The organism is Streptomyces sp. NPDC004435 (assembly GCF_042873895.1).
Taxonomy (GTDB): domain Bacteria; phylum Actinomycetota; class Actinomycetes; order Streptomycetales; family Streptomycetaceae; genus Streptomyces.
Map to the genome: position 1 here is coordinate 139,498 of NZ_JBIAMB010000007.1, position 25,441 is coordinate 164,938.

Sequence of the window (25,441 nt, forward strand, 5' to 3'; positions counted from 1 at the left end):
CGGGGTCCGGAGACGGGTCCGGAGACGGGTACGGGGGCGGTCACGGGGACGGCCGGCGCGCCTCACCCCAGCGCCTCCTCCAGTGCCCTGGCCAGGTCGATCGCCTCCTCGTCGGGGAGGAGGGAGCCGTCGGGGCGGGTCACGTACAGGGTGTCCACGGCGTTGGCGCCCAGGGTGGAGACGTGGGCGCTGCGGACGCGCACCGCCGCTCCCTCCAGGGCGCGGCCGATCCGGTGCAGCAGGCCCGGGGCGTCCTGGGCGCGGACCTCCAGGACGGTGGCGAGGCGGGAGTCGGCGGGGGCGACGGTGACGCGGGGCGGCGGGGCCTGGACGCCGCGGCGGCGCGGGTAGGCGGCCTCCCGCTCGGCGAGCCGGGCGGGGATGTCGAGGGTGCCGTCGAGGGCGCGCAGCAGGTCGGCGCGGAGCCGGTGGCTCTGCGGCAGGGAGCCGTACTCGGCGGCGACGCGCCAGGCGAGTACGAGGACGGAGCCGGTGCCGAGTTCGGTGGGGAGCTCCACGGCGCGCAGTTCGGCGGCGCGGACGGTGAGCCGGTGGAGGGCGAGGACGCCGGCCACGGCGGGCAGGACGCCGGGCTGGTCGGGGAGGGCGATGAGGAGTTCGACGCCGACGGGTGCGGGCTCGTCGGGGTCGAGGGGCTGTTCGTCGCGGGTGTGGAGGGCGAGGACGGGTTCGCCGGTGCGCAGCGCCTCGACGGCGAGACGTTCCTGTTCGGCGCTGGGGGCGGCGGCCTCGGGGTCGGGCAGCGGCTCGCCTGCGAGGACGCCGGTGACGCGTTTGACCAGGTCGGCGACGAGAGAGGCGCGCCAGGCGGACCAGGCGGCCGGTCCGGTGGCGAGGGCGTCGGCCTCGGTGAGGGCGTGGAGGAGTTCGAGGGTGCCGACGGTGCCCACGGCGGCGGCGACGGCTTCGACGGTGGCCGGGTCGTCGAGGTCGCGGCGGGTGGCGGTGTCGACGAGGAGGAGGTGGTGGCGGACGACGGTGGCGATGGTGGCGGTGTCGGTCCGGTCGAAGCCGATGCGGGCGGCGAGGTCGCGGGCGATGGTCTCGCCGGCGACGGAGTGGTCGCCGGGCCAGCCCTTGCCGATGTCGTGGAGGAGGGCGGCGACGAGGAGGAGGTCGGGGCGGCCGACGCGGCGGGTGAGGGAGGCGGCGCGGACGGCGGTCTCGACGAGGTGCCGGTCGACGGTCCAGGTGTGGACGGGGTTGCGCTGGGGGCGGTGGCGGACGCGTTCCCAGTCGGGCAGGAGGCGGGTGACGAGCCCCTCGGCCTCCAGGGCCTCCCAGACGGGGACGGTGGGGGCGCCGGCGCCGAGGAGGGTGACGAGGGCCTCGCGTGCCTCGGCCGGCCAGGGGACGGGCAGCGCCTTCGCGGTGGCGGCGAGGTGGCGTACGGCGTGCGGGGAGAGCGACAGGCCGTGCTGGGCGGCCGCGGCGGCGGCGCGCAGCGGGAGGACGGGGTCGCGTTCGGGGCGGGCGAGGGAGGTTCCGGCCGCTCGGGCGAAGCCGGGCGGCTGCGGGAGGGCGAGGACGACCTCCCCGTCCATCTCGACGACGCCCTCGGCGAGCGGGGTGCGTTCGGCGGGCTGCTTCCGGTCGCCGGCGCGGCCGAGGAGGGCGCGGAGCCGGGGACGGGCCGAGCGGGCCTTGAGGACGCGGCCGACCTCGCGCCAGGTGACGTCGGCGGCGTACGTGACGATGCCGGCGGCCTCGTACACCTCGCGGAGGAGGGTGTCGGCGTCGAGGAGGCCGAGCTGTTCGGCGACGGCGTCCTGTTCCTGGAGGGCGAGGCGGTCGGTGGCGCGGCCGGTGGCGAGGTGGAGGGCGTCGCGGGCGTCGAGGAGGCGGCGGCGGGCGGTGTCGAGGCCGTCGCGGGGGGCGTCGGCGAGCCAGGAGGCGGCGACGGCGCGCAGGGCCTGGGCGTCGCGGAGGCCGCCGCGGGCCTCCTTGAGGTCGGGTTCGAGGAGGAAGCGGAGCTCTCCGGCCCGGTCGGCGCGGTCGCGGCAGAGTTCGGCGAGTTCGGGGAGGCGGCGGGCGGCCTGGTTGCGCCAGTCGGCGAGGACGGCGGAGCGGAGGGCGGCGGCGAGGGCGGCGTCACCGGCGAGCGTCCGGGCGTCGAGGAGGCCGAGCTGGACCTTGAGGTCCTCGGCGGCGGTGGCGCGGGCCTGGGCGGGGGTGCGGACGGAGTGGTCCAGCGCGATCCCGAGGTCCCAGACGGGGTACCAGAGGCGGTCGGCGAGGGCGGCGACCGTCTCCGGCGGAAGGCTGCCGTCGTGGAGCAGGAGGAGGTCGAGGTCGCTGCGCGGGGAGAGTTCGGCGCGGCCGTAGCCGCCGACGGCGACGAGGGCGACCCCCTTGGGCGGTGCCGCGGCGGCGAGGAGTCCGGCCAGCCAGTCGTCGGTGAGGCGGGCGAGGGCGCCGCGGCGCTCGGGCCCGGACGGCGTCTTGTCCTGGAGGAGTCGCAGCCGGGCCGCCGCGTAGCCTCCGGCTCCCTGCTCTTCGGTCGCGTCCTGCGGTTCGAGGGTGGTCACCGGCGGCTCCTTCGCTCTGCGGGGCGGCGGGGTGGGGCGGGGCGGGAGGTACGACTGCGGGGCTCCGCCCGGGGAACGGGGCCCAGGGACACCGCCCCCGGGACAACGCCCCAGGGACTACGCCCCAGGAACAGCGCCGGGGGTACGCCTCCGGGACGGCGCCCGGGAGACACAGCTCCGGGACAGCGCCGGCCCCGGGAATGCGACTGCGGGGGTACAGCTCCGGGGATACGACTGCGGGGTACGGCTCCGGGGTACGGCTTCCGAGCCGGAGGCCGTACCCCTGGCAGCCGTGTTCCCCTGAGCCGTACCCCCTGGGTCCCGCTCCTACAGCGCGTCCGGGCCGCGCTCGCCCGTGCGGACGCGTACCGCGGTCTCGACCGGGACGCTCCAGACCTTGCCGTCCCCGATCTTGCCGGTGCGGGCGGCCTTCACGACCACGTCGATGAGCTGCTCGGCGTCCTCGTCCTCGACCAGGACCTCGATGCGGATCTTGGGGACCAGGTCGACGGTGTACTCGGCTCCGCGGTAGACCTCGGTGTGGCCGCGCTGGCGTCCGTATCCGCTGGCCTCGGTGACGGTGAGGCCGTGGACCCCGAAGGCCTGGAGGGCCTCCTTGATCTCGTCGAGCCGGTGCGGCTTCACGACCGCGGTGATGAGCTTCATGCGTCCACCTTCTTGTTCTCCGTGACAACCGGGGCGGGGGCGGCGGTGGTGGTGCGCCCGCCGGCGCCGCCGCCCGCTCCGCTGAAGTCGTAGGCGGTCTCGGCGTGCTCGACCTGGTCGATGCCGGAGACCTCGTCGTCCTCGCTGACCCTCATGCCCATGGTCTTGTCGATGATCAGGGCGAGGACAGCGGAGGCGATCAGAGAGTAGGCGAGGACGGCGAAGACGCCGACGGCCTGCTTGCCGAGCTGCTCCAGGCCGCCGCCGTAGAAGAGGCCCTTGGCGTCGGACTGGACGCCGCCGGTGGCGAAGAAGCCGACGAGGAGGGAGCCGATGACACCGCCGACGAGGTGGACGCCGATGACGTCGAGGGAGTCGTCGTAGCCGAACTTGTACTTGAGGCCGACGGCCATGGCGCAGACGAGGCCGGCGACGGCGCCGATGGCGATGGCGCCGAGCGGGGAGCAGGAGCCGCCCGCGGGGGTGATGGCGACGAGGCCGGCGACGGCGCCGGAGGCGGCGCCGAGGGTGGTGAAGGCGCCGTGCCGGACCTTCTCGTAGAAGAGCCAGGCGAGCATGGCGGCGGCGGTGGCGACCTGGGTGTTGACGAACATCACGGCGCCGACGCCGTCGTCGTTGCCGAGCCAGGAGCCGGCGTTGAAGCCGAACCAGCCAAACCAGAGGAGACCGGCGCCGAGCATCACCAGCGGGAGGCTGTGCGGACGCATCGGGTCCTTCTTGAAGCCGACGCGCTTGCCGATGACGAGGATGACGCCGAGGGCGGCGGCGCCGGCGTTGATGTGGACCGCCGTACCGCCGGCGAAGTCGATGACGCCCATCTCGAAGAGCCAGCCGCCGGTGCCCCAGACCCAGTGGGCGACGGGGAAGTAGACGACGGTGACCCAGAGGGCGATGAAGAGGGCCCAGGCGGTGAACTTGACGCGGTCGGCGAGGGCGCCGCTGATGAGGGCCGGGGTGAGGATGGCGAACATCAGCTGGAAGGCGGCGAAGACGAAGACGGGGATGGTGTAGCCGTCCCAGAGTTCGGTGACGCCGATGCCGCTGAGGCCGAGGTAGTCGGAGGACCAGCCGACGATGCCGCCGGTGTCGGTGCCGAAGGCGACGCTGAAGCCGTAGAGCACCCAGAGGATCGTGACGATCCCGAGGCTGATGAAGCTCATCATCAGCATGTTGAGGGTGGACTTGACGCGGACCATGCCTCCGTAGAAGAAGGCGAGGGCCGGGGTCATCAGCATGACCAGGGCGGTGCAGATGAGCATGAACCCGGTGTTGGCGGCGGACAGCTCGGGGGCGTCTGCTGCCAGGGTCGTGATGGCTGGTGCCATCGGCGTCTCCTCGTCGTCGGATGCGGCCTGTGCGGGGCGGGGCCGGCGGTGAGCGGCGGCCTGAGGGGTGGCCGGTTATGGGCCAGAGATTCGCGCAGCGCGGTTTCCGACGATGCCGCTCGATGTTTCGGGGCAGTGACGAAGGGCGGGGGTGTGTTACGTGACCGTGAACGCCCGGGTCACAGGGAGGTAACGGGCGTACGCTCCCGGCCGGGCGGGCGGGGGGTGGCGGGTCCGGGACGTGGACCGGCCGCGCCGGCGTCCGTGTGACCTGTGCGGCGGGGGAGCCGAGTCGGGCAGTACGGGACGTCCGGCGCGGCCGGGGTGCGGGGGCTCGCGGGAGTCGGCGGGGCGGTCAGACGGCCTCGGCGGACTCGGGCAGGAGCAGGGTGAGCCGGTCGGTGAGGTCGAGGACCTGGGCGACGTCGCCGAAGTCCCGGGCGGCGGTGTCGACGGTCTTGCGGAGCCGGTTGTTGACCCGCTCGGAGCGGATGGAGCGGGCGACCCCGAGGGCCTTCTCGGCGAGGACGACGGACTGCTCGGGCTCGCGTTTGAGCAGGTGGACGGTGGCCATGCCGATGAGGTTGAGGGCGTACGACCGCTGGTGGTCGGAGTCCTTCCCGAAGAGTTCCACGGCCCGCTCCATGACGGGCTCGGCGAGGGAGGCGTAGGTCGGGGAGCGGCCGGCGACATAGGCGAGGTCGCGGTAGGAGTGGGAGTTCTCGCCGTTGAGCTCGGCCTCGGTGAAGAAGCGGATCCAGTCGGGCTCGGGGCCGCCTTCGAGGTCGGCGTCGGAGAAGGTGTCCTCGGCCATCCGGACGGCCCGCTTGCACTTGGAGGGCTGGCCCATGTTGGCGTAGGCGCGGGCCTCCATCGCATACAGCATGGCCTGGGTGCGGGGGGTGGCGCAGTCCCGACTGCCGTACTGGGCGAGGTGGATGAGTTCGAGGGCGTCGTCGGGGCGGCCGAGGTGGATCATCTGCCGGCTCATGGAGGAGAGGATGTACGAGCCGAGCGGCTTGTCGCCGGCCTCCTTGGCGGCGTGCAGGGCGAGGACGAAGTACTTCTGCGCGGTGGGCTGGAGGCCGACGTCGTAGCTCATCCACCCGGCGAGTTCGGCGAGTTCGGCGGCGACGGTGAACAGGCGCTTGGCGGTGGCGGCCGGCTGGGGTTCCTGGAGGAGGTCGGTGACCTCGTGGAGCTGGCCGACGACGGCCTTGCGGCGCAGTCCGCCGCCGCACTGGGCGTCCCACTTGCGGAACATGGCGGTGGTGGATTCGAGGAGGTCGAGCTCGATCTCGGAGAGCCGGTGCGGGCGGCGGCCGTCGGGTGCGGGCTCGCCGGGGGCGGGCTCGCCGGCGGGGGTGGGCACCAGCCAGCGCTGCATGGGCTCGATGAGGGCGGGTCCGGCGGCGAGTTGGAGGGAGGAGCCGAGGAAGCCGCGCCGGGCGAGCATGAGGTCGCTGCGGGAGAACTCGCTGAGCAGGGAGACGGTCTGGGGTCCGGCCCAGGGGAGGTCGACGCCGGAGACGGAGGGTGTCTGGTGGGCGGTGCGCAGTCCGAGGTCCTCGATGGCGACGACGGAGCCGAAGCGCTCGGAGAACAGCTCGGAGAGGATTCTCGGGATGGGTTCGCGGGGCTGTTCGCCGTCGAGCCAGCGGCGGACCCGGGAGGTGTCGGTGGAGATGTGGTGGGCGCCCATCTGGCGGGCCCTGCGGTTGACCTGACGGGCCAGCTCGCCCTTGGACCAGCCGCTGCGCACGAACCACGAGCCGAGCCGCTCGTTGGGGCGCTTGCCGGCATTCGTACCGTCTGTGCCGCTGCCGCCCACTGGAACGCCCCCATCCACCTGATTGCCTGTCGTGCGAACCCCTATCAGAATGCCGCGTCCGGCGGCGCTCCGCTCGGTGTTCCGACTCCTTCGAACGGGAAACCGGCTTGCCTCCGGCATACCCACCCGTGCATGCCCTCCGGGGTTCGGGTACCGAAAGTAATCCTACGATCACCCCTGCCGTGAGGGCGTTTCAAGAAACGCCACCATTCGCCACCCCTTCGAATGAACTCGCCGGGCGCTCCACACGATTCACTTGACATGCGACGACCCGGGGTCGGCGGACGGGAGCGCGTAGAGGCGCGCGCCACCGGTCGCACCACCCCGTTCGCACCCGAGCGCCACCCTGGGCGACCGCGTCCGGGCGTGGCGTCACCGAGCGTGACACACGTGTTCCGGGTCGTAACCACCGACGCGTCCGACCCGTTGGAGGGGGCATGGGCTTCACGATCGGCGGCATCCGTGAGATGCGGTCCGGCTCACGGCGCCGCGCACGCATCACCGAGTGCACAGCGGTGGCCGAGTACACCGGACTCTGGGGCTGGGACGTCCAGCCCGGCGCGCGGGCCGTCTCCGGCCAGTGCTCCTGCGGCGACCGGGCCTGTACGGCTCCGGGCGCGCACCCCCTCGACTTCGCGCCGCCCGTCCCGGCGGGCGCGGGGCTCGACGTCGCGACGAAGGCGTGGGCGGAATCCCCCGGGGCGGCGCTGCTGCTGCCGGTGGGCCGCGCCTTCGACGTGATCGAGGTGGCGGAGGCGGCGGGCCGGCGGGCGCTGGTCAGGATGGAGCGGATGGGGCTGCCGCTGGGGCCGGTCTGCGCGACGCCGACCGGCCGGGCGCAGTTCTTCGTCGCGCCGGGCGCGGCGGCCGAGCTGCCGCGGCTGCTGTACCGGATGGGCTGGGACGACGCGGACCTGGACCTGCACTGTCTGGGGCCGGGCGGCCACATCACCGCTCCCCCGTCGGACCTGGGCGGTCTGGGTCCGGTGCGGTGGCTGCGGCCGCCGACTCTGGACACGGCGGGGGCGCCGCCGCAGGCCCGGCTGCTGCTCGGCACCCTGGCGTACATGTGCCATCGGACGCACGCCTGACCGGTGGCGTACGCGAAGGGCCCCCGCCGTGGTCGGCGGGGGCCCTTTCCTGTGCCGTCGCGGAGGTCAGTCGCCGATGAGGGCGTCGACGAAGGCGGCGGGCTCGAAGGGGGCCAGGTCGTCCGGGCCCTCGCCGAGGCCGACGAGCTTGACGGGGACGCCGAGCTCGCGCTGGACGGCGACGACGATGCCGCCCTTGGCGGTGCCGTCGAGCTTGGTCAGGACGATGCCGGTGATGTCCACGACCTCGGCGAAGACGCGGGCCTGGATGAGGCCGTTCTGGCCGGTGGTGGCGTCGAGGACGAGGAGGATCTCGTCGAGGGGGCCGTGCTTCTCGACGACGCGCTTGACCTTGCCGAGCTCGTCCATGAGGCCGGTCTTGGTGTGGAGGCGGCCGGCGGTGTCGACGAGGACGACGTCGGCCTTCTCGGCGATGCCCTCCTTGACCGCGTCGTAGGCGATCGAGGCGGGGTCGCCGCCCTCGGGGCCGCGGACGGTGCGGGCGCCGACGCGGTCGCCCCAGGTCTGGAGCTGGTCGGCGGCGGCGGCGCGGAAGGTGTCGGCCGCGCCGAGGACGACGGACTTGCCGTCGGCGACCAGGACGCGGGCGAGCTTGCCGGTGGTGGTGGTCTTGCCGGTGCCGTTGACGCCGACGACCATGACGACGCCGGGGACGTCCTGGGGGCTCTCGGTGTGGACCGTGCGGTCGTAGTCGCCGAGGAGGGTGATCAGCTCCTCGCGGAGCAGGCCGCGGAGCTCCTCGGGGGTGCGGGTGCCGAGGACTTTGACGCGCTCGCGCAGCCGGTCGACCAGTTCCTGGGTGGGGGTGACGCCGACGTCGGCGGTGAGGAGGGTCTCCTCGATCTCCTCCCAGGTGTCCTCGTCGAGGTGCTCGCGGGAGAGCAGGGCCAGCAGGCCCTTGCCCAGCGAGTTCTGGGAGCGGGCGAGGCGGGACCGGAGGCGGACGAGGCGTCCGGCGGTGGGCTCGGGGACCTCGATCTCGGGCGCCGGGGGTGCCTCGGCGACGACCGGGTCCTCGACGGCGGCGGGGGTCTCGACCGCCTCCTCGGCGGTCGGGAGGCCGACCTCCTCGACGGTGCGGCGTGGTTCTTCCCGCGGTGTCTCCGCCTCGTCGCCGACGTGCGGCTCGGCGGGCGGAGCGGTGATGGTCGGCGTGGTGGACGGCGGTTCGGCCGGCGGCAGCTGCTTCTTCTTGCGACCGCTGATCACGAGCCCGCTGGTCACGGCGACCGCGACGACCAGAGCGATGACTACAGCAAGGATGAGTTCCATAACGTCACCCAGTATCGGCCACGACCCGGCCGGTGACGCCGTACGCACGCAGCGTGGGTCGCGGGTTCCGGGGTGCCGGGACCGTTCCCATCTGATACTGCGTCAGCTATGGTCGCCCCTCGCCGGCAGCCCACCCGCGGAGGGGACCCCCATGGCCTTCAGCGTCGTACGGTTCAACCTGGTCGAGCCGCGGGCCACCGCCGAGTCGCTGGCGGAGCGGTACCGTGCCGCGCTGGAGATGGCCGCGTACGCGGACGGGCACGGGGTGGACACGGTCCAGACCGAGGAGCACCACGGGGTGGAGAACAACTGGCTCCCCTCCCCCTTCGCCTTCGCGGGCGCGGTCTTCGGCGCCACCCGCCGGATCGCGGTCACGGTCTCCGCGATCATCGGCCCGCTGCACGACCCGCTGCGGCTGGCGGAGGACATCGCGGTCCTGGACCTGCTGAGCCGGGGCCGGCTGGTGACGGTGGCGGGGATCGGCTACCGGCCGGAGGAGTACGAGGAGCGCGGGGTGGACTGGGGGCGGCGCGGGAAGCTCCAGGACGAGCTCCTGGAGACGCTGCTCGCGGCGTGGACGGGCGAGCCCTTCGCGTACCGGGGCCGTACGGTACGGGTCACCCCGCGGCCCTTCACCCGGCCGCATCCGCTGCTGCTGGTCGGGGGCTCGTCGAGGGCGGCGGCGCGGCGCGCGGCGCGGCTGGGGCTGCCGTTCTTCCCGTCGGCGCACCTGCCGGAGCTGGAGGCGTACTACACGGAGCGGTGCGCGGAGTACGGGACGGAGGGCTGGACGATGATGCCGGGCCCGGTGACGCCGCTGCTGCACGTGTCGGAGGATCCTGACCGGACCTGGGCGGAGTACGGGGAGCACTTCCTGCACGAGGCGCGGGCCTACGCCTCCTGGCAGTCGAAGGACATCCGGTCGGCGGTGCGCTCGGGGGCGTCGAGCGTGGCGGAGCTGCGGGCGGAGGGGGTGTACCGGGTGGTGACGCCCGGGGAGTGCGCGGCACTGGGGCTGGAGAGCCTGGTGCTGCATCCGCTGTGCGGGGGGATGCCGGTGGAGGAGGGGTGGCGGAGCGTGCGTCTGTTCTGCGACGAGGTGCTGCCCCGGCTCGGGGCTCAGGGCCTCGGGCCGGGGCAGCCGTCGTGAGGAGAGGGGCAGCGGGGGTTTAGCCCATCTCCTCCAACGCCTTGCCCTTGGTCTCCTTGACGTACTTGAGCACGAAGGGGATCGAGAGCACGGCGAAGACCGTGTAGATGACGTAGGTGCCGGAGAGGTTCCAGTCCGAGAGGGACGGGAAGCTGGCGGTGATGGCCCAGTTGGCGATCCACTGGGCGGAGGCGGCGACGCCGAGGGCGGCGGCGCGGATCCGGTTGGGGAACATCTCGCCGAGGAAGACCCAGACGACGACGCCCCAGGAGAGGGCGAAGAAGAGCACGAAGACGTGGGCGGCGACGAGCGCCACGACGCCCTGGGTCTCGGGGAGCTTGCCGTCGACGAGGTCGGCGGAGAAGGCCCATGCCTCGAAGGCGAGGGCGATCGCCATGCCGACGGAGCCGACGAGGGCGAGGGGCCGGCGGCCGACGCGGTCGACGAGGACCATGGCGATCACGGTGCCGATGATGTTGATGATCGACGTGGTGAAGGAGTAGAAGAACGAGCTCGACGGGTCGATGCCGACGGACTGCCAGAGCGTCGCGGAGTAGTAGAAGGCGACGTTGATGCCGACGAGCTGCTGGAAGACGGATAGTCCGATGCCGACCCAGACGATGGGCAGGAGGCGGAAGCGGGTGCCGGTGACGAGCAGGTCCTTGAAGGTGGACTTGTGCTCGCTGCGCATGGCCCGGTCGATCTCGGCGACGCGGCGGTCGAGGTCGACGCCCTTGCCCTCGACCTCGGCGAGGACCTCCTTGGCCCGTGCGGTCTTGCCCACGGAGATGAGGAAGCGGGGGGACTCGGGGATGGCGAAGGAGAGCAGCCCGTAGAGGAGGGCGGGGACGACCATCACGCCGAGCATCCACTGCCAGGCCTCCAGGCCGCCGATCTTGCCGCGCTGGTCGCCGTCGGCGAGCTGGAGGATGCCGTAGTTGACGAGCTGGGAGATGGCGATGCCGATGACGATGGCGGCCTGCTGGAAGGAGCCGAGCCGGCCGCGGTAGGCGGCGGGGGCGACCTCGGCGATGTAGGCGGGGCCGATGACGGAGGCCATGCCGATGGCGAAGCCGCCGACGATCCGCCAGAAGGCGAGGTCCCAGAGGGCGAAGGGCAGCGCGGAGCCGACGGCGCTGATGGTGAAGAGGACGGCGGCGATCTGCATGCAGCGGATGCGGCCGATGCGGTCGGCGATCCGGCCGGCGGTCGCGGCTCCGATGGCGCAGCCGATCAGGGCGATGGCGATGACCTGGGCGAGGGTCGCGGAGCCGATGTCGTAGCGGTCGCGGATGGCTTCGACGGCGCCGTTGATGACGGAGCTGTCGTAGCCGAAGAGGAAGCCGCCCATGGCGGCGGAGGCGGTGATGAAGATGACGTGCCCGAGGTGGTCCGGATGGGCCGCCCTGGCTTCGGACAGCGGCGGCGTGGGCGCCTGCGCGGGGTCGGTCACATGGACTCCTCGGTGGGGGGACTGCCCTTCCAGTGGCTTCCAGTGGCGCACAGGTTCGCGCCGCCCACCACATGAAGGTAAAAGCAACGTTGCAGAGACTATGCGTTCAAGTTTTGAAGTCAAGAGGCAGGGTCATCCGTCGCCTACCCAGCAAAGAGCCCATTTATGTTCACTGCTTGAAGGAGTAAACCCGGGAGTTGCGGGCAGACGGATCAGCGGAGTCTCTGGCTGATGACCTTCGAGACGCCGTCGCCCTGCATCGACACCCCGTACAGCGCGTCCGCGACCTCCATCGTCCGCTTCTGGTGGGTGATCACGATGAGCTGCGAGGACTCCTGGAGCTCGCGCATGATCCGGATCAGCCGCTGGAGGTTGGTGTCGTCGAGCGCCGCCTCGACCTCGTCCATGACGTAGAAGGGGCTCGGCCTGGCCTTGAAGATCGAGACCAGCAGGGCCACGGCGGTCAGCGAGCGCTCACCGCCGGACAGCAGCGAGAGCCGCTTGACCTTCTTGCCCGGCGGTCGGGCCTCGACGTCGACGCCGGTGGTGAGCATGTTGTCCGGGTCGGTGAGCACGAGCCGGCCCTCGCCGCCGGGGAAGAGGCGGGAGAAGACGCCCTCGAACTCGCGGGCGGTGTCCCGGTACGCCTCCGTGAAGACCTGCTCGACCCGCTGGTCGACCTCCTTCACGACCTGAAGCAGGTCGGTGCGGGTCTAATTCAGGTCCTCCAGCTGCTCGGAGAGGAAGCGGTGCCGGTCCTCCAGGGCCGCGAACTCCTCCAGGGCCAGCGGGTTGACCTTGCCGAGCTGCTGGAAGGCGCGCTCGGCCGCCTTCAGTCGCTTCTCCTGCTCCGAACGGATGAAGGGACGGGGCCGGTCGCGCGGGTCGGAGGGGGCGTCGGGGCCGCCGTCGGACGCGGTGTCGGGGGGTGTCTCGCCGTCGGCGGGCGGCGACGGCGGCACCGGCTGGTCGGGGCCGTACTCGGCCGTGAGCGCGCCGGTCTCGACCCCGAACTCCTCCAGGGCCTTCGCCTCCAGCTGCTCGATCCGCAGCCGCTTCTCGGCTCCCAGGACCTCGCCGCGGTGGACGGAGTCGGTGAGTTTGTCGAGCTCGGCCTTGAGCTCCCGGCCGCGGGCACGGGCGGTGTGGAGCCCCTGCTCGCGGTCGGCGCGGGCGGCGGCCGCCGCGGTCCGCTCGCGCTCGGCCCGTCCCAGCGAGACCTCGACGTGGGCGAGGAGGGTACGGGCTCCGGCGGCGACCGCGCCCGCCACGCGGGCCTCGTGGCGGAGCCGGGCCCGGCGCTGCTCGGCACGCGCGCGTGCGTCCCGTTCGGCGCGGGCGGCCCGGTCGAGGGAGTCGGCCCGGCCGGCCAGGCCCTTGACCCGCTCCTCGTGGGTGCGGACCTGGAGCCGGGCCTCCATCTCGGTCTGGCGCGCGTTGGAGCCGTCGATGGCGAGCCGGTCGCGGACGGAGGTGTCGGGCTCCTCCTCTGCGGGTGCCTCCTCGGCGACGAGCAGCCGCTCGGCGAGCTCCTCGGCCTCGGCACGCGCGCGTTCCAGGGCGTCCTGGGCACGGGCGACGGCGGCGGCGGTCCGCTCGGCCTCCCCGGCCGCTCCCCTGGCCTGGCCGGCGAGCCGTCCGAGGGCCTGGGCGACGGAGGCCTTCTCCTTGTCGGCGGTACGCCGCAGGGCGTCGAGCTCCTCGACGCGCGCCGCGCCGGCCCTGCGGCGCTCGGCGGCCTCCTCCCCGGCGCGGGCCGACTCCTCGCAGCGGACGGCGAGTTCGGCGAGTTCGGCGGCGGCCTCGTCGACCTGGGCCCGCACTTCGAGGAGGCTGGGTGCGCCGGCGGAGCCGCCCTGGGCCCAGTGGGCGCCGAGGAGGTCGCCCTCGGCGGTGACGGCGGTGAGGGCGGGGTGGGCGCGGACGAGGTCGCGTGCCTCGTTGAGGCCGTCGACGATGACGATGCCGTTGAGCAGGCGGTGGACGGAGCCGATCAGGTCGGCGGGACCGGAGACCAGCGCGGCGGCGGAACGCGCGCCGGCGGGCAGCGGGCGGGGCGAGGTGCCGGGCGTGGGGTCCGCGGTGAGCAGGAGGGTGGCGCGGCCGGCGTCCTGCTTGCGGAGCAGGCGGAGGGCCTCGGCGGCGGCGGTGGGGCCGTCGGCGGCGAGGGCGTCGGCGGCGGCGCCGAGGGCGGCGGCGAGGGGGACCTCGTACCCGGGGGCGACGGTGAGGAGTTCGGCGGCGGGGCCGAGGATCCCGGCGAGGCCGGCGGTGAGCAGGGCGCCGGTGCCGTCCTTGCGGCGCAGGCCGAGCGCGAGGGTGTCGTGCCGGGCGCGGGTGGCGGCCCGTCGGCTCTCGGCGCCGGAGGCCGCCTCGCGTGCGGCGCTCAGCGCGGTCTCCGCCTCGGCGAGGGCGCGCCGGGCCTCCTCGTAGCGCTCGCCGTGGGCGGTGTCGGCGGCGTCGAGGTCGTCGACCTCCGCCTTGAGCTGCTCGTACTCCTCCTGGGCGGCGACGGCGCGGTCGGCGGCCTCGTCGCGGGAGGCGGTGAGCCGGTCGATCTCGGCCTGGGCGGAGGCGGCGCGGGAGCGGGCGGCGTTGACCTGGCCGTTCAGTCGGGCGAGGCCCTCGCGGCGGTCGGCGAGGGCGCGGGCGGCGTCCTTGAGGCGACGCTCCTCGGCGGTGAGGGCCCGTTCCAGTTCGGCCCGGTGCTCGACCGTGTCCTCCAGGGCCCGTTCGGCGGCCTCCAGGGCGGCCTCCAGCTCGGCCTCCTGTTCGCGGACGCGGGCGGCCTCGCGCTCCAGGTCCTCGGGGTCGCGGCCCCGGCGCTCCTCGGCGGGGGCGTCGGTGGCGCTCTTCACGCGCGCGTCGGCGAGGGAGATCGTGCCGCGGACGCGTTCGGCGAGCTGGGAGAGGGCGTACCAGCTCTGCTGGGCGCGCTCCAGGCGGGGGGCGAGGGCGCCGACCTCGGCCTCCAGGGCGGCCTCGTGGGCGAGGGCGGTGCGCAGCTCCCCCTCGGTGGTCTCCTTGCGGGCCAGCAGGGCGGCCTCGTCGGCGAGTTCGGCGTTCAGGGCGCGCTGGAGGCGGACGAGGTCGTCGGCGAGGAGGCGGAGGCGGGCGTCGCGGAGGTCGGCCTGGATGACGACGGCGCGGCGGGCGACGGCGGCCTGCCGGCCGAGCGGCTTGAGCTGGCGGCGCAGTTCGTCGGTGAGGTCCTGTACGCGCGCGAGGTTGGCCTGCATCGCGTCGAGCTTCCGCAGCGCCTTCTCCTTGCGCTTGCGGTGCTTGAGGACGCCGGCGGCCTCCTCGATGAAGGCGCGGCGGCCCATGGGGTCGGCGTGCAGCACCGAGTCGAGCTGTCCCTGGCCGACGATGACGTGCATCTCGCGGCCGATGCCGGAGTCGGAGAGCAGGTCCTGGATGTCGAGCAGCCGGCAGGTGTCGCCGTTGATCTGGTACTCGCTGCTGCCGCCCCGGAACATGATCCGGGTGATCGTCACCTCGGCGTAGTCGATCGGCAGGGCGCCGTCGGAGTTGTCGATGGTGAGCGAGACCTCGGCACGGCCCAGCGGGGGCCGCCCCGTGGTGCCGGCGAAGATGACGTCCTCCATCTTGCCGCCGCGCAGCGACTTGGCACCCTGCTCGCCCATGACCCAGGAGAGCGCGTCCACGACATTGGACTTGCCGGAGCCGTTGGGGCCGACGACGCAGGTGATTCCGGGTTCGAACCTCAGCGTGGTGGCGGAGGCGAACGACTTGAATCCGCGGAGCGTCAGGGCCTTGAGGTGCACCCCCGGGACTCTACCTGGGGTGTCGCGTTTCGCCCGTGATCGCGCAGGGCAGACCCTCGGGTGAGGAGCGGGTGACCCGGGGGTGACGAGGGGGCCAAGAAAAGAAGGGACGCCGAAGCGCCCCTTGCCTATTCAGCTGTTCTCACCTGAGCCCGTCGAGGCTGTGGGTGTCAGGTGAGCGCAGGCTCCGCCTGGGGTACGTCGAGGTCGATGCGGTCGAGCAGCGACTCGCCCTGCTGAGCGGCGGCAGCGTTGAGCGCGTCGTTCTCGGTCTGGATCCTGTTGAGCTCGGATTCCAGATCCTGGACGCGCTGCTGAAGCCGTCGCATCTCGGCGAGGAGTCGCGGGTCGGAGCCGCCGACGTAACCGAGAAGCGCCTTTGCCATGATGAGTGGTCCTCCACACTGAGTGACCGACCGATTGCGGTGTGGGTCGTGAGGGATGGATTCGCACCCGCGGTGCTCGGCAGTACCTGTGTTGTGCCGGTGTTCTACTGCCACACAGCTAAGGTGCGCGGGGCTTCCAGAGTCTCACCAAAAAGTTTGACGGTCAACACGATCACGCCCCGATCGGTGGGGCGGACGGGGAGTTCGCGGCCGCGTCGCAGGCGGCGGCGCCTCTCGACCCGTTGCCCCGGGGCGTGGCGATCATCCTTACCCGGGAAGCCTTGCACGAGTGTCGAATCTTGGCAACCACCAGGCGGTTCCCCTGTTCACGCCCGTTCATGCGCGCGAAACCGGCCCCCTGTCCGACCCCCGGAAAAGGGGTCGGACAGGGGGCCGGCGGGGGTCCGGGCGGGGTGGGGTCAGCGGATGGCGAAGCCGTCGTAGCCGCCGCGGGAGGTGTCCCATATCTCGGTGACACCGTCCACGCGGCCGGGCGTGTCATCGGACCGCAGCCAGTCGAGGAGGCGGTGGCAATTGTCACTCGGGCCCTCGGCCACCACCTGGACCCGGCCGTCGTCGAGGTTCAGGGCGAAGCCCTTGAGGCCCCCGATCTCCAAGGCGTTTGCCCTGGTGAACCAGCGGAAGCCCACTCCCTGTACTCGCCCACGCACCCAGGCGGTCATCCGTACATCGTCGCTCATGGCTGCACGCTAGCGGGCGGATTGCCCGAACAGCACGTCGCAGCGGCTTCTCATGGCGTACAGTCCGACGGAATGCGCCTCACCCGCACGGGTGCACACCTTTCGGCCGTCCGTACGCAGCGTCACGCTCCGTGCCATCACATGCCGAAAGCAAAGGCAGCAAAGATCCAGCGAACCGATCCAGCAAAGAGCCAGCTCAGGGAGGCAGGGCAGATGGGACGCCACCGTCGCTCCGGCGCCGCGCCCGCCGAGGCAGACTACGCGACCGGCACCGCCCGCGGTCAGGGGGGTACGCGCCGCAAGCGCCGCCACCCCGTCCGCAACGGACTGATCGGGGCCTCGGCGGCGGTCGCCGTCGGCGCCGTCGCGGTCGCCTCCGGCCTGCTTCCCGGCGGGGAGACCCTCACCACCGGCAGTGTGGGCAGCACCCGCCCGACCACCGCGGAGACCCGGGGGACCCCCGAGCTCACCACGCAGGGCGGGGGGAGCCGCACCCCGGCGGAGCCCACCGCGGGTACGGGCAGGGCCGCGCCGGAGAAGAAGAAGGCACCGGTCTCCGCCTCGGCCTCCCCCAAGGCGAAGCCGACCCCCACGAAGACCGCGACGAAGACCCCCACGAAGACCGCGGCCCCCTCCCCCACGCCGTCGAAGACGCGCACCGCCGCCCCGGCTCCCGCGACCACCCCGGCGAAGCCGAAGACGAAGCCGAAGCCCGAGCCCGAGCCGTCCAAGGCCCCGGCCACCACGGCGGCCGCGAAGCCGAAGCCCGTAGCACCGAAGCCCGCCCCCACCACGGAGCCCGCGGCCGAGGAGACGACGGCGGCCGCCGCCGGTTCCACCGCCGACCGCGAGGACGCGGCCGAGGCCGAGGTGCTGCGCCTGGTGAACGTCGAGCGCGCCAAGGTCGGCTGCATCCCCGTGCAGCCCTCGGACTCCCTCGCCCGTCTCGCCGGGAACCTCAGCGCCGACATGGCGAACCGCGGCTTCTTCGACCACACCGACCCCGACGGCGCCACCCCCTGGGACCGCGCCGCGGCCGCCGGCATCACGAACCTCGGCGCCGAGAACATAGCCCGGGGGCAGGTCGACGCGACCGCCGCGATGGTCTCCTGGATGAACAGCGACGGACACCGCGCCAACATCCTGAACTGCGACCTCACCACCCTCGGCGTCGGCGTCCACTTCGCCGACGGCGGCCCCTGGTGGACGCAGGACTTCGGCCGCTGAGGCACTGTCTTTCCGAAAGCGCGCTCTGGTGGTGCGTGTCCGCCGCGCGTACGGTGAAGGCATGACCGACGATCTCGCCTTCGACGTGTTCGCGCGGGGGTGTGCCTCGCGGGTGACCCTGGAGCACATCACGGGCCGCTGGGGCAGCCTCACCCTCGGCGCCCTGCACGAGGGGTCCTTCCGCTTCAACGAGCTGCGGCGGCGGGTCGACGGCGTCAGCGAGAAGATGCTGGCGCAGACCCTGCACGCGCTGGAGCGCGACGGCCTGGTGCACCGGGAGGCGCAGCCGGTCAATCCGCCCCGGGTCGACTACCGGCTCACCCCGCTCGGGCGGGACATCGCCGAGCGGCTCGTCGGGCTGATCGCGCTGGTCGAGGGCCGGATGCCGGAGGTCGTCGCGGCCCGCGAGGCGTACGACTCCGGGCGCGCCGCCGTCACGGGCTGACGCGCGGCGGGCGCTGGCAGCGCGGGCAGAAGTAGCTGGAGCGGTTCATCCAGGCGCGGCGGCGCATCGGCGTCCCGCAGCGGCGGCAGGGCTCGTCCTCCCGCCCGTACGCGTCGAGCGAGCGGTCGAAGTAGCCGGACTCGCCGTTCACGTTCACGTACAGGCTGTCGAAGCTGGTGCCGCCGGCGGCGAGCGCCGCGTTCATCACGTCACGGACGTGGCCGAGGAGCTCCGCCGTGCGGGGGCGGGTGAGGGTGGCGGTCGGCCGGTCGTAGTGCAGCTTGGCGCGCCACAGTGCCTCGTCGGCGTAGATGTTGCCGACGCCGCTGATCAGCGACTGGTCGAGGAGCGCGCGCTTGATCGTCGTACGGCGCAGCCTGAGGGCGGCCTGGAAGGCGGCGTCGTCGAAGGCGGGGTCGAGCGGGTCGCGGGCGATGTGTCCGATGACGTCCGGCAGCCCGTCCGGAGTCTGGTCGTGCAGGGAGAGCCCGCCGAAGGTGCGCTGGTCGACGAAGCGCAGTTCGGTGCCGGTGGTGCCCGCGGCGGAGTCGCCGTCGGACGGCGTGAAGCGGATCCGGATGCGCAGGTGCTTCTCGGCCGGGGCGGCCTCCGGCTGCATCAGGAGCTGTCCGCTCATCCCGAGGTGGGCGAGGACCGAGGTGCCGGTGCCGGCGAGCGGCAGCCACAGGTACTTGCCGCGGCGCAGGGCCGGCTCGAAGCGCTGCCCGGTCAGCCGGGCCGCGAAGTCGGCGCCGCCCGCGGGGTGGCGGCGGACGGCCCTGGGGTGGAAGACCTCGACGGCTGCCACGGTCCGGCCGGTGACCCAGCGCTCCAGTCCGCGCCGGACGACCTCGACCTCGGGCAGCTCGGGCACGGGACTCCTCCGGAGGTACGGGGTGGTGTGGTGGTCCTCGCAGCCTACCGCCAGGCGCGGACTGGCCCGGGCTCCCCTCGTACGGCCCCGCTCCTGAAGCCCGCTTCCGGGGAACGGCTCCGCCCGCCCCTGGAATCCGCCCCCGGAAACGGCTCCACCTGCACCCGGAATCCGCCCCCGGAAACGGCTCCGCCCGCCCCTGGCTGGGGCGGGCGGGGAGTCTCCGCTGAAGGAGGCGAAGGACGCGTGCGGTCGCGCGGGGAGCGGTCAGGCGGTGGCCGGTGCGGCCCCGTCCTTCCGGTCCTCGTCACCGGAACCGCCGGCGGCGCCGGCGTCACCGGTGGCGACGGTCTCGCCGGCGTCGGCCGCGGCCTTGGCCGCCGCCGCGCGCTCGTCCGCGGCCGCGCGGATCGCGCGCCACGCGGACTCGGCGGCCTGCTGCTCCGCTTCCTTCTTGCTGCGGCCGGTGCCGGTGCCGTACGAGACACCACCGACGCGGGCGGCAGCAGTGAAGGTCTTCTCGTGGTCGGGGCCCTCCTCGGAGACGAGGTACTCCGGCACGCCGAGACCCTCGGCCGCGGTGAGTTCCTGGAGACTGGTCTTCCAGTCCAGGCCCGCACCGAGGTTGGAGGACTTCTCGATCAGCGGGTCGAAGAGCCGGTGCACCAGCTCGGACGCCGCTTCGAGACCCTGGTCGAGATAGACCGCGCCGATCACCGCTTCGAGGGTGTCGGCGAGGATGGATGCCTTGTCCCGGCCGCCCGTGCCCTCTTCGCCCCGGCCGAGCCGGATGAAGGAGCCCAGGTCGAGACCGCGCCCGACGTCCGCCAGCGCACGCGAGTTGACCACCGCGGCCCGGAGCTTGGCCAGCTGGCCCTCGGGCAGATCGGGGTGGGTGCGGTAGAGGGTGTCGGTGACCACCAGGCCGAGCACGGAGTCCCCGAGGAACTCCAGCCGCTCGTTGGTGGGCAGACCGCCGTTCTCGTACGCGTACGAGCGGTGGGTCAGCGCACGCACCAGAAGGGCGGACTCGAGGTGATACCCGAGCCGCCCTTCCAGAAGCGTGTGGGACGAGGCGCTGCTGATGTTGTCAGACATCGTGCCTCTCACCAGCCCGCTCAGACCGCGAGGACCTGGCGCTTGTTGTAGGTGCCGCAGCTCGGGCACGCGATGTGCTGCAGCTTCGGCTCCTGGCAACGCTCACACGAAACCAGGGTGGGGACCGCAGCCTTCCACTGCGACCGGCGGTGGCGCGTGTTGCTGCGCGACATCTTCCGCTTCGGAACAGCCACGGCTACTTCTCCTGCTTCTCGTCGACACCGGTAGCGGCGTCGCTCATGTTGTCCTTCTCGTCGGCTCCCAGCGAACCGGCGAGTTCCTGCAGTGCCGCCCAACGGATGTCGGTGGCGTCGTGGTGGTGGTCCGGGTTGTCGTTCAGGTTGATTCCGCAATCGGAACACAGACCCGCACAGTCCTCCCGGCACACCGGCTGCATGGGCAGCGCGAGTACCACTGCGTCACGCAGCACGGGTTCGAGGTCGAACATGCCGTCCTCGAGGGGGGTCATGCTCTCGTCTTCATCGTCCTCGTCGTCCGTGGCCGCCTTGGCGCGGCCCCGGTCGTCGGAGTCGGGGTACGAGAACATCTCCTGGAAGTCCGCGTCGAGATCGAACTCGACGGGCTCCAGACACCTTACGCACTCCCCCTCGGCCGATGCACGGGCGGTGCCTGTGACAAGCACCCCTTCCATGACCGACTCGAGTCGGAGCTCGATCTCGACCGGAGCGCCCTCGGGCACTCCGACGACCCCCGCGACGCCGAGATCGGCGGGCGCGTCGATCGTGCGGGAGATCCGCTGGAGGGCACCGGGACGCCGCCCCAGCTCGTGTGTGTCGAACACGAGGGGGTTGCGGTGGTCGAGGCGCGTGCTCAGGGTTCTTCCTGCTTTCGGATCGTTCGCGTCGCAAGTCTCAGGGGGCTGCCGCTTGCGGGCAGCATGGATCGCGGACATACACGCGACCGAAGGGCCAGGATACTGGACGCTTCGCCCAGGGCCCAATCCGGCCCTTTCGCCGGCGACCGGCCCCGGCTACTGCCCCTGCTCGTACCGGCGCAGCTGCTCCAGGTCGATCATGCTCGTGTCGAAGAAGCTGGTCTCGTCGAGCGCGGCCGACTGCGGCTGGGCCTGGGGCTGCTGCTGGTAGGCGTAGGGGTCCTGCTGCTGGTAGCCGTACGGGTCCACCTGCGGGGGCTGCTGGTAGGCGTAGGGGTCCTGCTGCTGGTAGGCGTAAGGGTCCATCTGCGGGGGCTGCTGCTGGTAGCCGTACGGGTCCTGCTGGGCCGGGATCTGCGCGGCGACCGGGGCGGGTGCGGGCGGCGCGGGGGCGACCGGCGCCGGGTCGGCGAGCTCCGCGAGGCCGGCGAGGTAGTCGGCGTCGCTGGTGTGCACGGAGGAGCCGAGGCCCTCGTGGGCGGCCATGTGCTCGCCGAGGGCGTCGGTGGCGATCCGGCCGTGCAGCTTCTGGCGGCCGCGGCCGACGGCCTCCAGGGTCTTGGAGAGGACCGCCTCGAAGGCGCCCAGCTTGGCGTCCACGTACTCGTCGGCGCGGGAGATCAGGGTCTGCGGGTCGGAGCTGTACTCGGGGGCGTCCTCGTCCGCGTAGCCGTGCTCGTCCAGGCCCGGGCCGCGGCCGAGGAGCTTCTCGCGGCCCCGGTCGACCGAGCCGATGGTCTTGTTGAGGACGACCTCGAAGTTGGCGAGCTTGGAGTCGACGTACTCGTCGGCCTCGGCGCGGATCTCCTCGGCCTCGCGGCGGGCCTCGGAGAGGATCCGGTCGGCCTCCTCCTGGGACTGCCGGGCGATCTGGGTGTCGGAGACGATCGTGCCGCGCTCGGCGTGGGCGGCCTCGATGATCCGGTCGGCCTCCTGGCGGGCCTGCTCGACCATCTGCTCGCGCCCGCCGATCAGCTCCTGGGCCTGGGCGAGGGAGTTCGGCAGGGCGTCCCGCACCTCGTCGAGGAGGGCGAGGAGATCGGCGCGGTTGACCACGCAGGAGGCCGACATGGGCATCGAACGGGCGCCTTGCACGGTCGCGACGATCTCGTCGATCTTCTTCTGCACGTCCACCGGGTGCTCGCCACTCTCTACAGCTGGATGGAGACGGACGGGACGACTGTATGCGCAGTCGTGGCCCGTCCGACACCAGATGACGGAGCGTCAGCGGCGGTGGCCGCGCGTCACTTCTGCCGGAGCCGCTCGGTGAGCCGGCCGAGGACCTGCGGGGGTACCAGGTGGGAGACGTCGCCACCCCAGGCCGCGACCTCCTTGACCAGCGAGGACGACAGGAAGCTGTACGTGGGGTTGGTGGGCACGAAGAGCGTCTCGACGCCCGACAGGCCGTTGTTCATCTGGGCCATCTGGAGCTCGTAGTCGAAGTCGCTGACCGCGCGCAGTCCCTTGACGATCGCGGGGATGTCGCGCTGCTTGCAGAAGTCGACGAGCAGGCCGTGGAAGGACTCCACCTCGACGTTGCCGAAGTCGGCGGTGACCTCGCGGATCAGCTCTATCCGCTCCTCGACCGCGAACAGGCCCTTCTTGGACTGGTTGATCATCACCGCGACGTGCACGACGTCGTACAGCTTGGAGGCGCGGGCGATGATGTCGAGATGTCCGTTGGTGATGGGGTCGAACGACCCCGGGCAGACGGCGCGGCGCAACCTGGTTCCCTCGCTCTCCGGTCCGGTCATCGTGCGTCTTCGCACGTAGAGGCGGCGCGACCGTACCAAAACGTTCCCTCGCCGTAGCGACGGGACCGCAGTGGTGCGAAGCCGTCCGGCCAGCCGAAGGAGCCGCCTCGGGTGCTGCGCTCCACGGTGACGACGGCATCCTCGCTCAGCCAGCCCCCCGAGCGCAGTGTGAGGAGGATCTCGCGCAGCTCCTCGTCCGCGACGGCGTAGGGCGGGTCGAGGAAGACGAGGTCGTACGGTTCGGCCGGGGCCGGTCCGGTGACGATCTGCTCGGCCTTCCCGGTGCGGGCCTCGGCGCCGGGCAGGCCGAGGGCGCGCACGTTCTCGCGGACGGTGCGGGCGGCGCGGGCGTCGGCCTCGACGAGCAGGGCGTGGGCCGCGCCGCGGGAGAGAGCCTCCAGGCCGACGGCGCCGGAGCCGGCGTACAGGTCGGCGACCCGGGTGCCCTCGATTCCGTGGAGCGCCTCCCAGGTGGAGAAGAGGCCCTCGCGCGCCCGGTCGGAGGTGGGGCGGGTGCCGTTGCCCGGGGGCACGGCCAGGCGCCGTCCGCCGGCGGTGCCGGCGATCACGCGGGTCATCGGTGTCCTCGTCCTGCGTCGTCCAGTGCGTAGCTCCCAGGATATGGCCGTACGGGCCGGGGGCGCGGTCAGCCCTTCTCCAGGTACTCCTCCCGCTCCTCGCTCAGCAGGGCGTCCAGGGCGGTGCGCAGGCCCGGGTGGGCGTCGAGCTCCGGGTCGGCGAGGACGAGGGCGGTGGCCTCCTCGCGGGCGGCGCCGATGACCTCCTCGTCCTCGATGACGGCGAGGACCCGGAGGGAGGAGCGGACGCCGGACTGGGCCTGGCCGAGGACGTCGCCCTCGCGGCGCTGTTCGAGGTCGATGCGGGAGAGCTCGAAGCCGTCGAGGGTGGCGGCGACGGCGCCGAGGCGCTGCCGGGCGGGACTCGCCTCGGGCATCTCGGTGACGAGGAGGCAGAGTCCGGGGGCGGAGCCGCGGCCGACCCGGCCGCGGAGCTGGTGGAGCTGGGAGACGCCGAAGCGGTCGGCGTCCATGATGACCATGGCGGTGGCGTTGGGGACGTTGACGCCGACCTCGATGACGGTGGTGGCGACGAGGACGTCCAGCTCGCCGGCGGCGAAGCGGCGCATGACCTCGTCCTTGTCGTCGGGGTGCATGCGCCCGTGCAGGACGGCGATCCGCAGCCCGGCCAGGGGGCCGGCGCCGAGCTTCTCGGCGACGTCGAGGACGGCGAGCGGGGGCCGCTTCTCTGCCTCGTCCTCGGCGGTGGGCTTGCGCTTGGCGTCCTTCTTCCGGTCCTCCTCGTCGCCGATGCGGGGGCAGACCACGTACGCCTGGTGGCCTCCCTCCACCTCCTCCCGGACCCGCTCCCAGGCGCGGGCGAGGAAGTGGGGCTTGTCGGCGGCGGGGACGACGTGGCTGGCGATCGGGGAGCGTCCGGCGGGCAGCTGGTCGAGGACGGAGGTCTCCAGGTCGCCGAAGACGGTCATGGCGACGGTCCGCGGGATCGGGGTGGCGGTCATCACGAGCAGGTGCGGGGGCTGCTTCCCCTTGCCCCGGAGCGCGTCGCGCTGTTCGACCCCGAAGCGGTGCTGCTCGTCGACGACGACGAGACCGAGGTCGTGGAACTTGACCTTGTCCTCGATGAGCGCGTGCGTCCCGATGACGATCCCCGCCTCCCCGGTCACCAGGTCGAGCAGGGCCTGACGGCGCGCCGCGGCCCCCATGGAACCGGTGAGCAGCACCACCTTGGTCGCCCGCTCGGCACCGCCGAGCATGCCTCCCTCGGCGAGCTCGCCCATCATCTCGACGACCGACCGGTGGTGCTGCTGGGCGAGGACCTCGGTGGGGGCGAGCATCGCCGCCTGCCCCCCGGCGTCCACGACGGCGAGCATGGCCCGCAGGGCGACCATCGTCTTGCCGCTGCCGACCTCGCCCTGGAGGAGGCGGTGCATGGGGTGGTCGGTGGCGAGGTCGTCGAAGATCTCCTTGGAGACCTTGAGCTGGCCGTCGGTGAGGGTGAAGGGGAGTCTGGCGTCGAAGGCGGTGAGGAGGCCGTCGGCGGCGGGGCGGCGGGGGACGGCGGGGAGCTGGGTGTCGGCGTGCCGGCGGCGGGCCAGGGCGACCTGGAGGACGAATGCCTCGTCCCACTTGAGCCGTTCGCGGGCGGCGGCGACGTCGGCCTTGGTGCGGGGGCGGTGGATGAGGCGGAGGGCGTCGGGGAGTTCGGCGAGGCCGCGGCCCTCGCGGAGGGCGTCGGGGAGCGGGTCGACGGCGTCGGCGGCACTTGGCAGGACGGCGTCGACGGCCTTGGCGATCTTCCAGGACTCCAGCTTGGTGGTGGCCGGGTAGATCGGGATGAGGGCGCCGGCCCAGGTGTCGACGGCCACGTCGCCGTCGCCGCGGAGGAGTTCGTAGGCGGGGTGGGCGAGCTGGAGGCGGCGGTTGAAGAGCGAGACCTTGCCGGAGAACATCGCCCGGGTGCCGGGGACCAGGTCGTGGTGCGGTTTGTGGACGCCCTTGCCGAAGAAGACCAGCTGGAGCCGGCCGTACCCGTCGGTGATGGTCACCTCCAGGCGCTGGCTCCGGCCCTTGGCGCCGTTGAAGGTGTGCACCCGGGCGTCGGCGACCTGGGCGACGACCGTCACGTGCTCGTCGAGCGGCAGGTCGGAGAGGGTGGTCAGCTCGCCCCGCTCCGCGTACCGCCGTGGGTAGTGGTGGAGGAGGTCGCCGACCGTGTGCAGGTCGAGGGCCTCGGCCATGACCTTGGCGGTGGCGGGGCCGAGTGACTTCTTGAGGGGTTCGTCGAGCGCGGGCACGTGTTCCATTGCACACCACCGCGCCGACAGTCGGTGCGAGCCTGTGGACAACGCGCCC

General features: G+C 72.8%; 20 protein-coding genes and 1 pseudogene. 4 read left to right on the forward strand and 17 right to left on the reverse strand.

The genetic code is table 11. The features are described from left to right. Nucleotides 1-62: 62 nt before the first annotated feature. The 4 genes from ACFYT9_RS14635 to ACFYT9_RS14650 all read right to left on the reverse strand — a co-directional run bounded on the left by ACFYT9_RS14635 (nt 63) and on the right by ACFYT9_RS14650 (nt 6,392). Entirely contained in the window at nt 63-2,549 is a 2,487-nt protein-coding gene (locus tag ACFYT9_RS14635; protein ID WP_389163546.1) for a [protein-PII] uridylyltransferase, read from the reverse strand. Between the two features lie 327 nt (nt 2,550-2,876). Further along, nucleotides 2,877-3,215: a P-II family nitrogen regulator gene (locus tag ACFYT9_RS14640; RefSeq protein WP_015036464.1), complete on the reverse strand. Its 339-nt coding sequence runs from the start codon at nt 3,213-3,215 to the stop codon at nt 2,877-2,879. Further along, nucleotides 3,212-4,561, reverse strand: a complete 1,350-nt coding sequence (locus ACFYT9_RS14645; protein ID WP_389163549.1) for an ammonium transporter — start codon at nt 4,559-4,561, stop codon at nt 3,212-3,214. The genes ACFYT9_RS14640 and ACFYT9_RS14645 overlap by 4 nt, the downstream gene beginning before the upstream one ends. Before the next feature lie 355 nt (nt 4,562-4,916). Next, a complete protein-coding gene (locus ACFYT9_RS14650) occupies nt 4,917-6,392 on the reverse strand; it encodes a hypothetical protein (protein ID WP_389163552.1) in 1,476 nt (491 codons plus the stop codon). Nucleotides 6,393-6,829: 437 nt separating this feature from the next. Between ACFYT9_RS14650 and ACFYT9_RS14655 the strand changes: the two genes are divergently transcribed. Continuing rightward, entirely contained in the window at nt 6,830-7,483 is a 654-nt protein-coding gene (locus ACFYT9_RS14655; RefSeq protein ID WP_376601329.1) for a bifunctional DNA primase/polymerase, read from the forward strand. A 66-nt stretch (nt 7,484-7,549) separates the two neighbouring features. Here ACFYT9_RS14655 and ftsY read toward each other — a convergent pair whose 3' ends face one another. Beyond that, entirely contained in the window at nt 7,550-8,776 is a 1,227-nt protein-coding gene (gene ftsY, locus ACFYT9_RS14660; protein WP_376601328.1) for a signal recognition particle-docking protein FtsY, read from the reverse strand. Nucleotides 8,777-8,927: 151 nt separating this feature from the next. Between ftsY and ACFYT9_RS14665 the strand changes: the two genes are divergently transcribed. Continuing rightward, on the forward strand, nt 8,928-9,926 hold the full coding sequence (locus ACFYT9_RS14665; RefSeq protein WP_387274834.1) for an LLM class flavin-dependent oxidoreductase: 999 nt from the start codon (nt 8,928-8,930) through the stop codon (nt 9,924-9,926). Between the two features lie 19 nt (nt 9,927-9,945). Here the strand turns inward: ACFYT9_RS14665 and ACFYT9_RS14670 are convergent, their stop codons facing one another. The 4 genes and pseudogenes from ACFYT9_RS14670 to ACFYT9_RS14685 all read right to left on the reverse strand — a co-directional run bounded on the left by ACFYT9_RS14670 (nt 9,946) and on the right by ACFYT9_RS14685 (nt 16,254). Beyond that, nucleotides 9,946-11,379, reverse strand: a complete 1,434-nt coding sequence (locus tag ACFYT9_RS14670; protein ID WP_387274836.1) for a sugar porter family MFS transporter — start codon at nt 11,377-11,379, stop codon at nt 9,946-9,948. 212 nt (nt 11,380-11,591) lie between these two features. After that, nucleotides 11,592-15,167: pseudogene (gene smc / locus ACFYT9_RS14675) on the reverse strand (chromosome segregation protein SMC). Between the two features lie 170 nt (nt 15,168-15,337). Further along, nucleotides 15,338-15,553 (reverse strand): hypothetical protein, encoded by a 216-nt coding sequence (locus tag ACFYT9_RS14680; RefSeq protein ID WP_376601322.1) that lies wholly within the window; start codon nt 15,551-15,553, stop codon nt 15,338-15,340. A 419-nt stretch (nt 15,554-15,972) separates the two neighbouring features. Continuing rightward, nucleotides 15,973-16,254: an acylphosphatase gene (locus ACFYT9_RS14685; RefSeq protein ID WP_389163557.1), complete on the reverse strand. Its 282-nt coding sequence runs from the start codon at nt 16,252-16,254 to the stop codon at nt 15,973-15,975. A gap of 213 nt (nt 16,255-16,467) precedes the next feature. Here ACFYT9_RS14685 and ACFYT9_RS14690 point away from each other — a divergent pair, with 213 nt between their 5' ends. Beyond that, nucleotides 16,468-17,481 (forward strand): CAP domain-containing protein, encoded by a 1,014-nt coding sequence (locus ACFYT9_RS14690; protein WP_387274841.1) that lies wholly within the window; start codon nt 16,468-16,470, stop codon nt 17,479-17,481. Nucleotides 17,482-17,542: 61 nt separating this feature from the next. Continuing rightward, complete coding sequence (locus tag ACFYT9_RS14695; protein ID WP_376598242.1) at nt 17,543-17,926, forward strand: winged helix-turn-helix transcriptional regulator; 384 nt, start codon at nt 17,543-17,545, stop codon at nt 17,924-17,926. On the opposite strand, the gene mutM is transcribed toward ACFYT9_RS14695, so the two are convergent. The 8 genes from mutM to recG all read right to left on the reverse strand — a co-directional run bounded on the left by mutM (nt 17,916) and on the right by recG (nt 25,392). After that, a complete protein-coding gene (gene mutM, locus ACFYT9_RS14700; protein WP_376598243.1) occupies nt 17,916-18,800 on the reverse strand; it encodes a bifunctional DNA-formamidopyrimidine glycosylase/DNA-(apurinic or apyrimidinic site) lyase in 885 nt (294 codons plus the stop codon). The two genes, ACFYT9_RS14695 and mutM, sit on opposite strands and share 11 nt — an antisense overlap. Nucleotides 18,801-19,067: 267 nt before the next feature. After that, nucleotides 19,068-19,898, reverse strand: coding sequence for a ribonuclease III (rnc, locus tag ACFYT9_RS14705; protein WP_389163561.1), 831 nt, complete (start codon nt 19,896-19,898; stop codon nt 19,068-19,070). Between the two features lie 20 nt (nt 19,899-19,918). Continuing rightward, nucleotides 19,919-20,092: a 50S ribosomal protein L32 gene (rpmF, locus tag ACFYT9_RS14710; RefSeq protein ID WP_043229344.1), complete on the reverse strand. Its 174-nt coding sequence runs from the start codon at nt 20,090-20,092 to the stop codon at nt 19,919-19,921. 2 nt (nt 20,093-20,094) lie between these two features. After that, nucleotides 20,095-20,811, reverse strand: coding sequence for a YceD family protein (locus ACFYT9_RS14715; RefSeq protein WP_389163565.1), 717 nt, complete (start codon nt 20,809-20,811; stop codon nt 20,095-20,097). A gap of 78 nt (nt 20,812-20,889) precedes the next feature. Beyond that, on the reverse strand, nt 20,890-21,927 hold the full coding sequence (locus tag ACFYT9_RS14720) for a cell division initiation protein (protein WP_387274846.1): 1,038 nt from the start codon (nt 21,925-21,927) through the stop codon (nt 20,890-20,892). A 110-nt stretch (nt 21,928-22,037) separates the two neighbouring features. Continuing rightward, nucleotides 22,038-22,517 carry a pantetheine-phosphate adenylyltransferase gene (gene coaD, locus ACFYT9_RS14725; protein WP_376598269.1) on the reverse strand — a complete coding sequence of 160 codons (480 nt, stop codon included), beginning with the start codon at nt 22,515-22,517 and terminating at the stop codon, nt 22,038-22,040. A gap of 26 nt (nt 22,518-22,543) precedes the next feature. Then, the gene (rsmD, locus tag ACFYT9_RS14730) at nt 22,544-23,125 is read right to left on the reverse strand and encodes a 16S rRNA (guanine(966)-N(2))-methyltransferase RsmD (RefSeq protein WP_376598250.1); all 582 of its coding nucleotides are present in this window, start codon (nt 23,123-23,125) and stop codon (nt 22,544-22,546) included. A gap of 68 nt (nt 23,126-23,193) precedes the next feature. After that, nucleotides 23,194-25,392, reverse strand: coding sequence for an ATP-dependent DNA helicase RecG (recG, locus tag ACFYT9_RS14735; RefSeq protein WP_389163569.1), 2,199 nt, complete (start codon nt 25,390-25,392; stop codon nt 23,194-23,196). Nucleotides 25,393-25,441 lie beyond the last annotated feature (49 nt).

Coding starts and splice junctions, on each gene's coding strand:
- ACFYT9_RS14640 (WP_015036464.1), bottom strand. CDS start 3,215: ATGAAGCTCATCACCGCGGTCGTGAAGCCGCACCGGCTCGACGAGATC.
- ACFYT9_RS14645 (WP_389163549.1), bottom strand. CDS start 4,561: ATGGCACCAGCCATCACGACCCTGGCAGCAGACGCCCCCGAGCTGTCC.
- ACFYT9_RS14655 (WP_376601329.1), top strand. CDS start 6,830: ATGGGCTTCACGATCGGCGGCATCCGTGAGATGCGGTCCGGCTCACGG.
- ftsY (WP_376601328.1), bottom strand. CDS start 8,776: ATGGAACTCATCCTTGCTGTAGTCATCGCTCTGGTCGTCGCGGTCGCC.
- ACFYT9_RS14665 (WP_387274834.1), top strand. CDS start 8,928: ATGGCCTTCAGCGTCGTACGGTTCAACCTGGTCGAGCCGCGGGCCACC.
- ACFYT9_RS14680 (WP_376601322.1), bottom strand. CDS start 15,553: ATGGCAAAGGCGCTTCTCGGTTACGTCGGCGGCTCCGACCCGCGACTC.
- ACFYT9_RS14685 (WP_389163557.1), bottom strand. CDS start 16,254: ATGAGCGACGATGTACGGATGACCGCCTGGGTGCGTGGGCGAGTACAG.
- ACFYT9_RS14690 (WP_387274841.1), top strand. CDS start 16,468: ATGGGACGCCACCGTCGCTCCGGCGCCGCGCCCGCCGAGGCAGACTAC.
- ACFYT9_RS14695 (WP_376598242.1), top strand. CDS start 17,543: ATGACCGACGATCTCGCCTTCGACGTGTTCGCGCGGGGGTGTGCCTCG.
- rnc (WP_389163561.1), bottom strand. CDS start 19,898: ATGTCTGACAACATCAGCAGCGCCTCGTCCCACACGCTTCTGGAAGGG.
- ACFYT9_RS14715 (WP_389163565.1), bottom strand. CDS start 20,811: ATGTCCGCGATCCATGCTGCCCGCAAGCGGCAGCCCCCTGAGACTTGC.
- rsmD (WP_376598250.1), bottom strand. CDS start 23,125: ATGACCCGCGTGATCGCCGGCACCGCCGGCGGACGGCGCCTGGCCGTG.
- recG (WP_389163569.1), bottom strand. CDS start 25,392: ATGGAACACGTGCCCGCGCTCGACGAACCCCTCAAGAAGTCACTCGGC.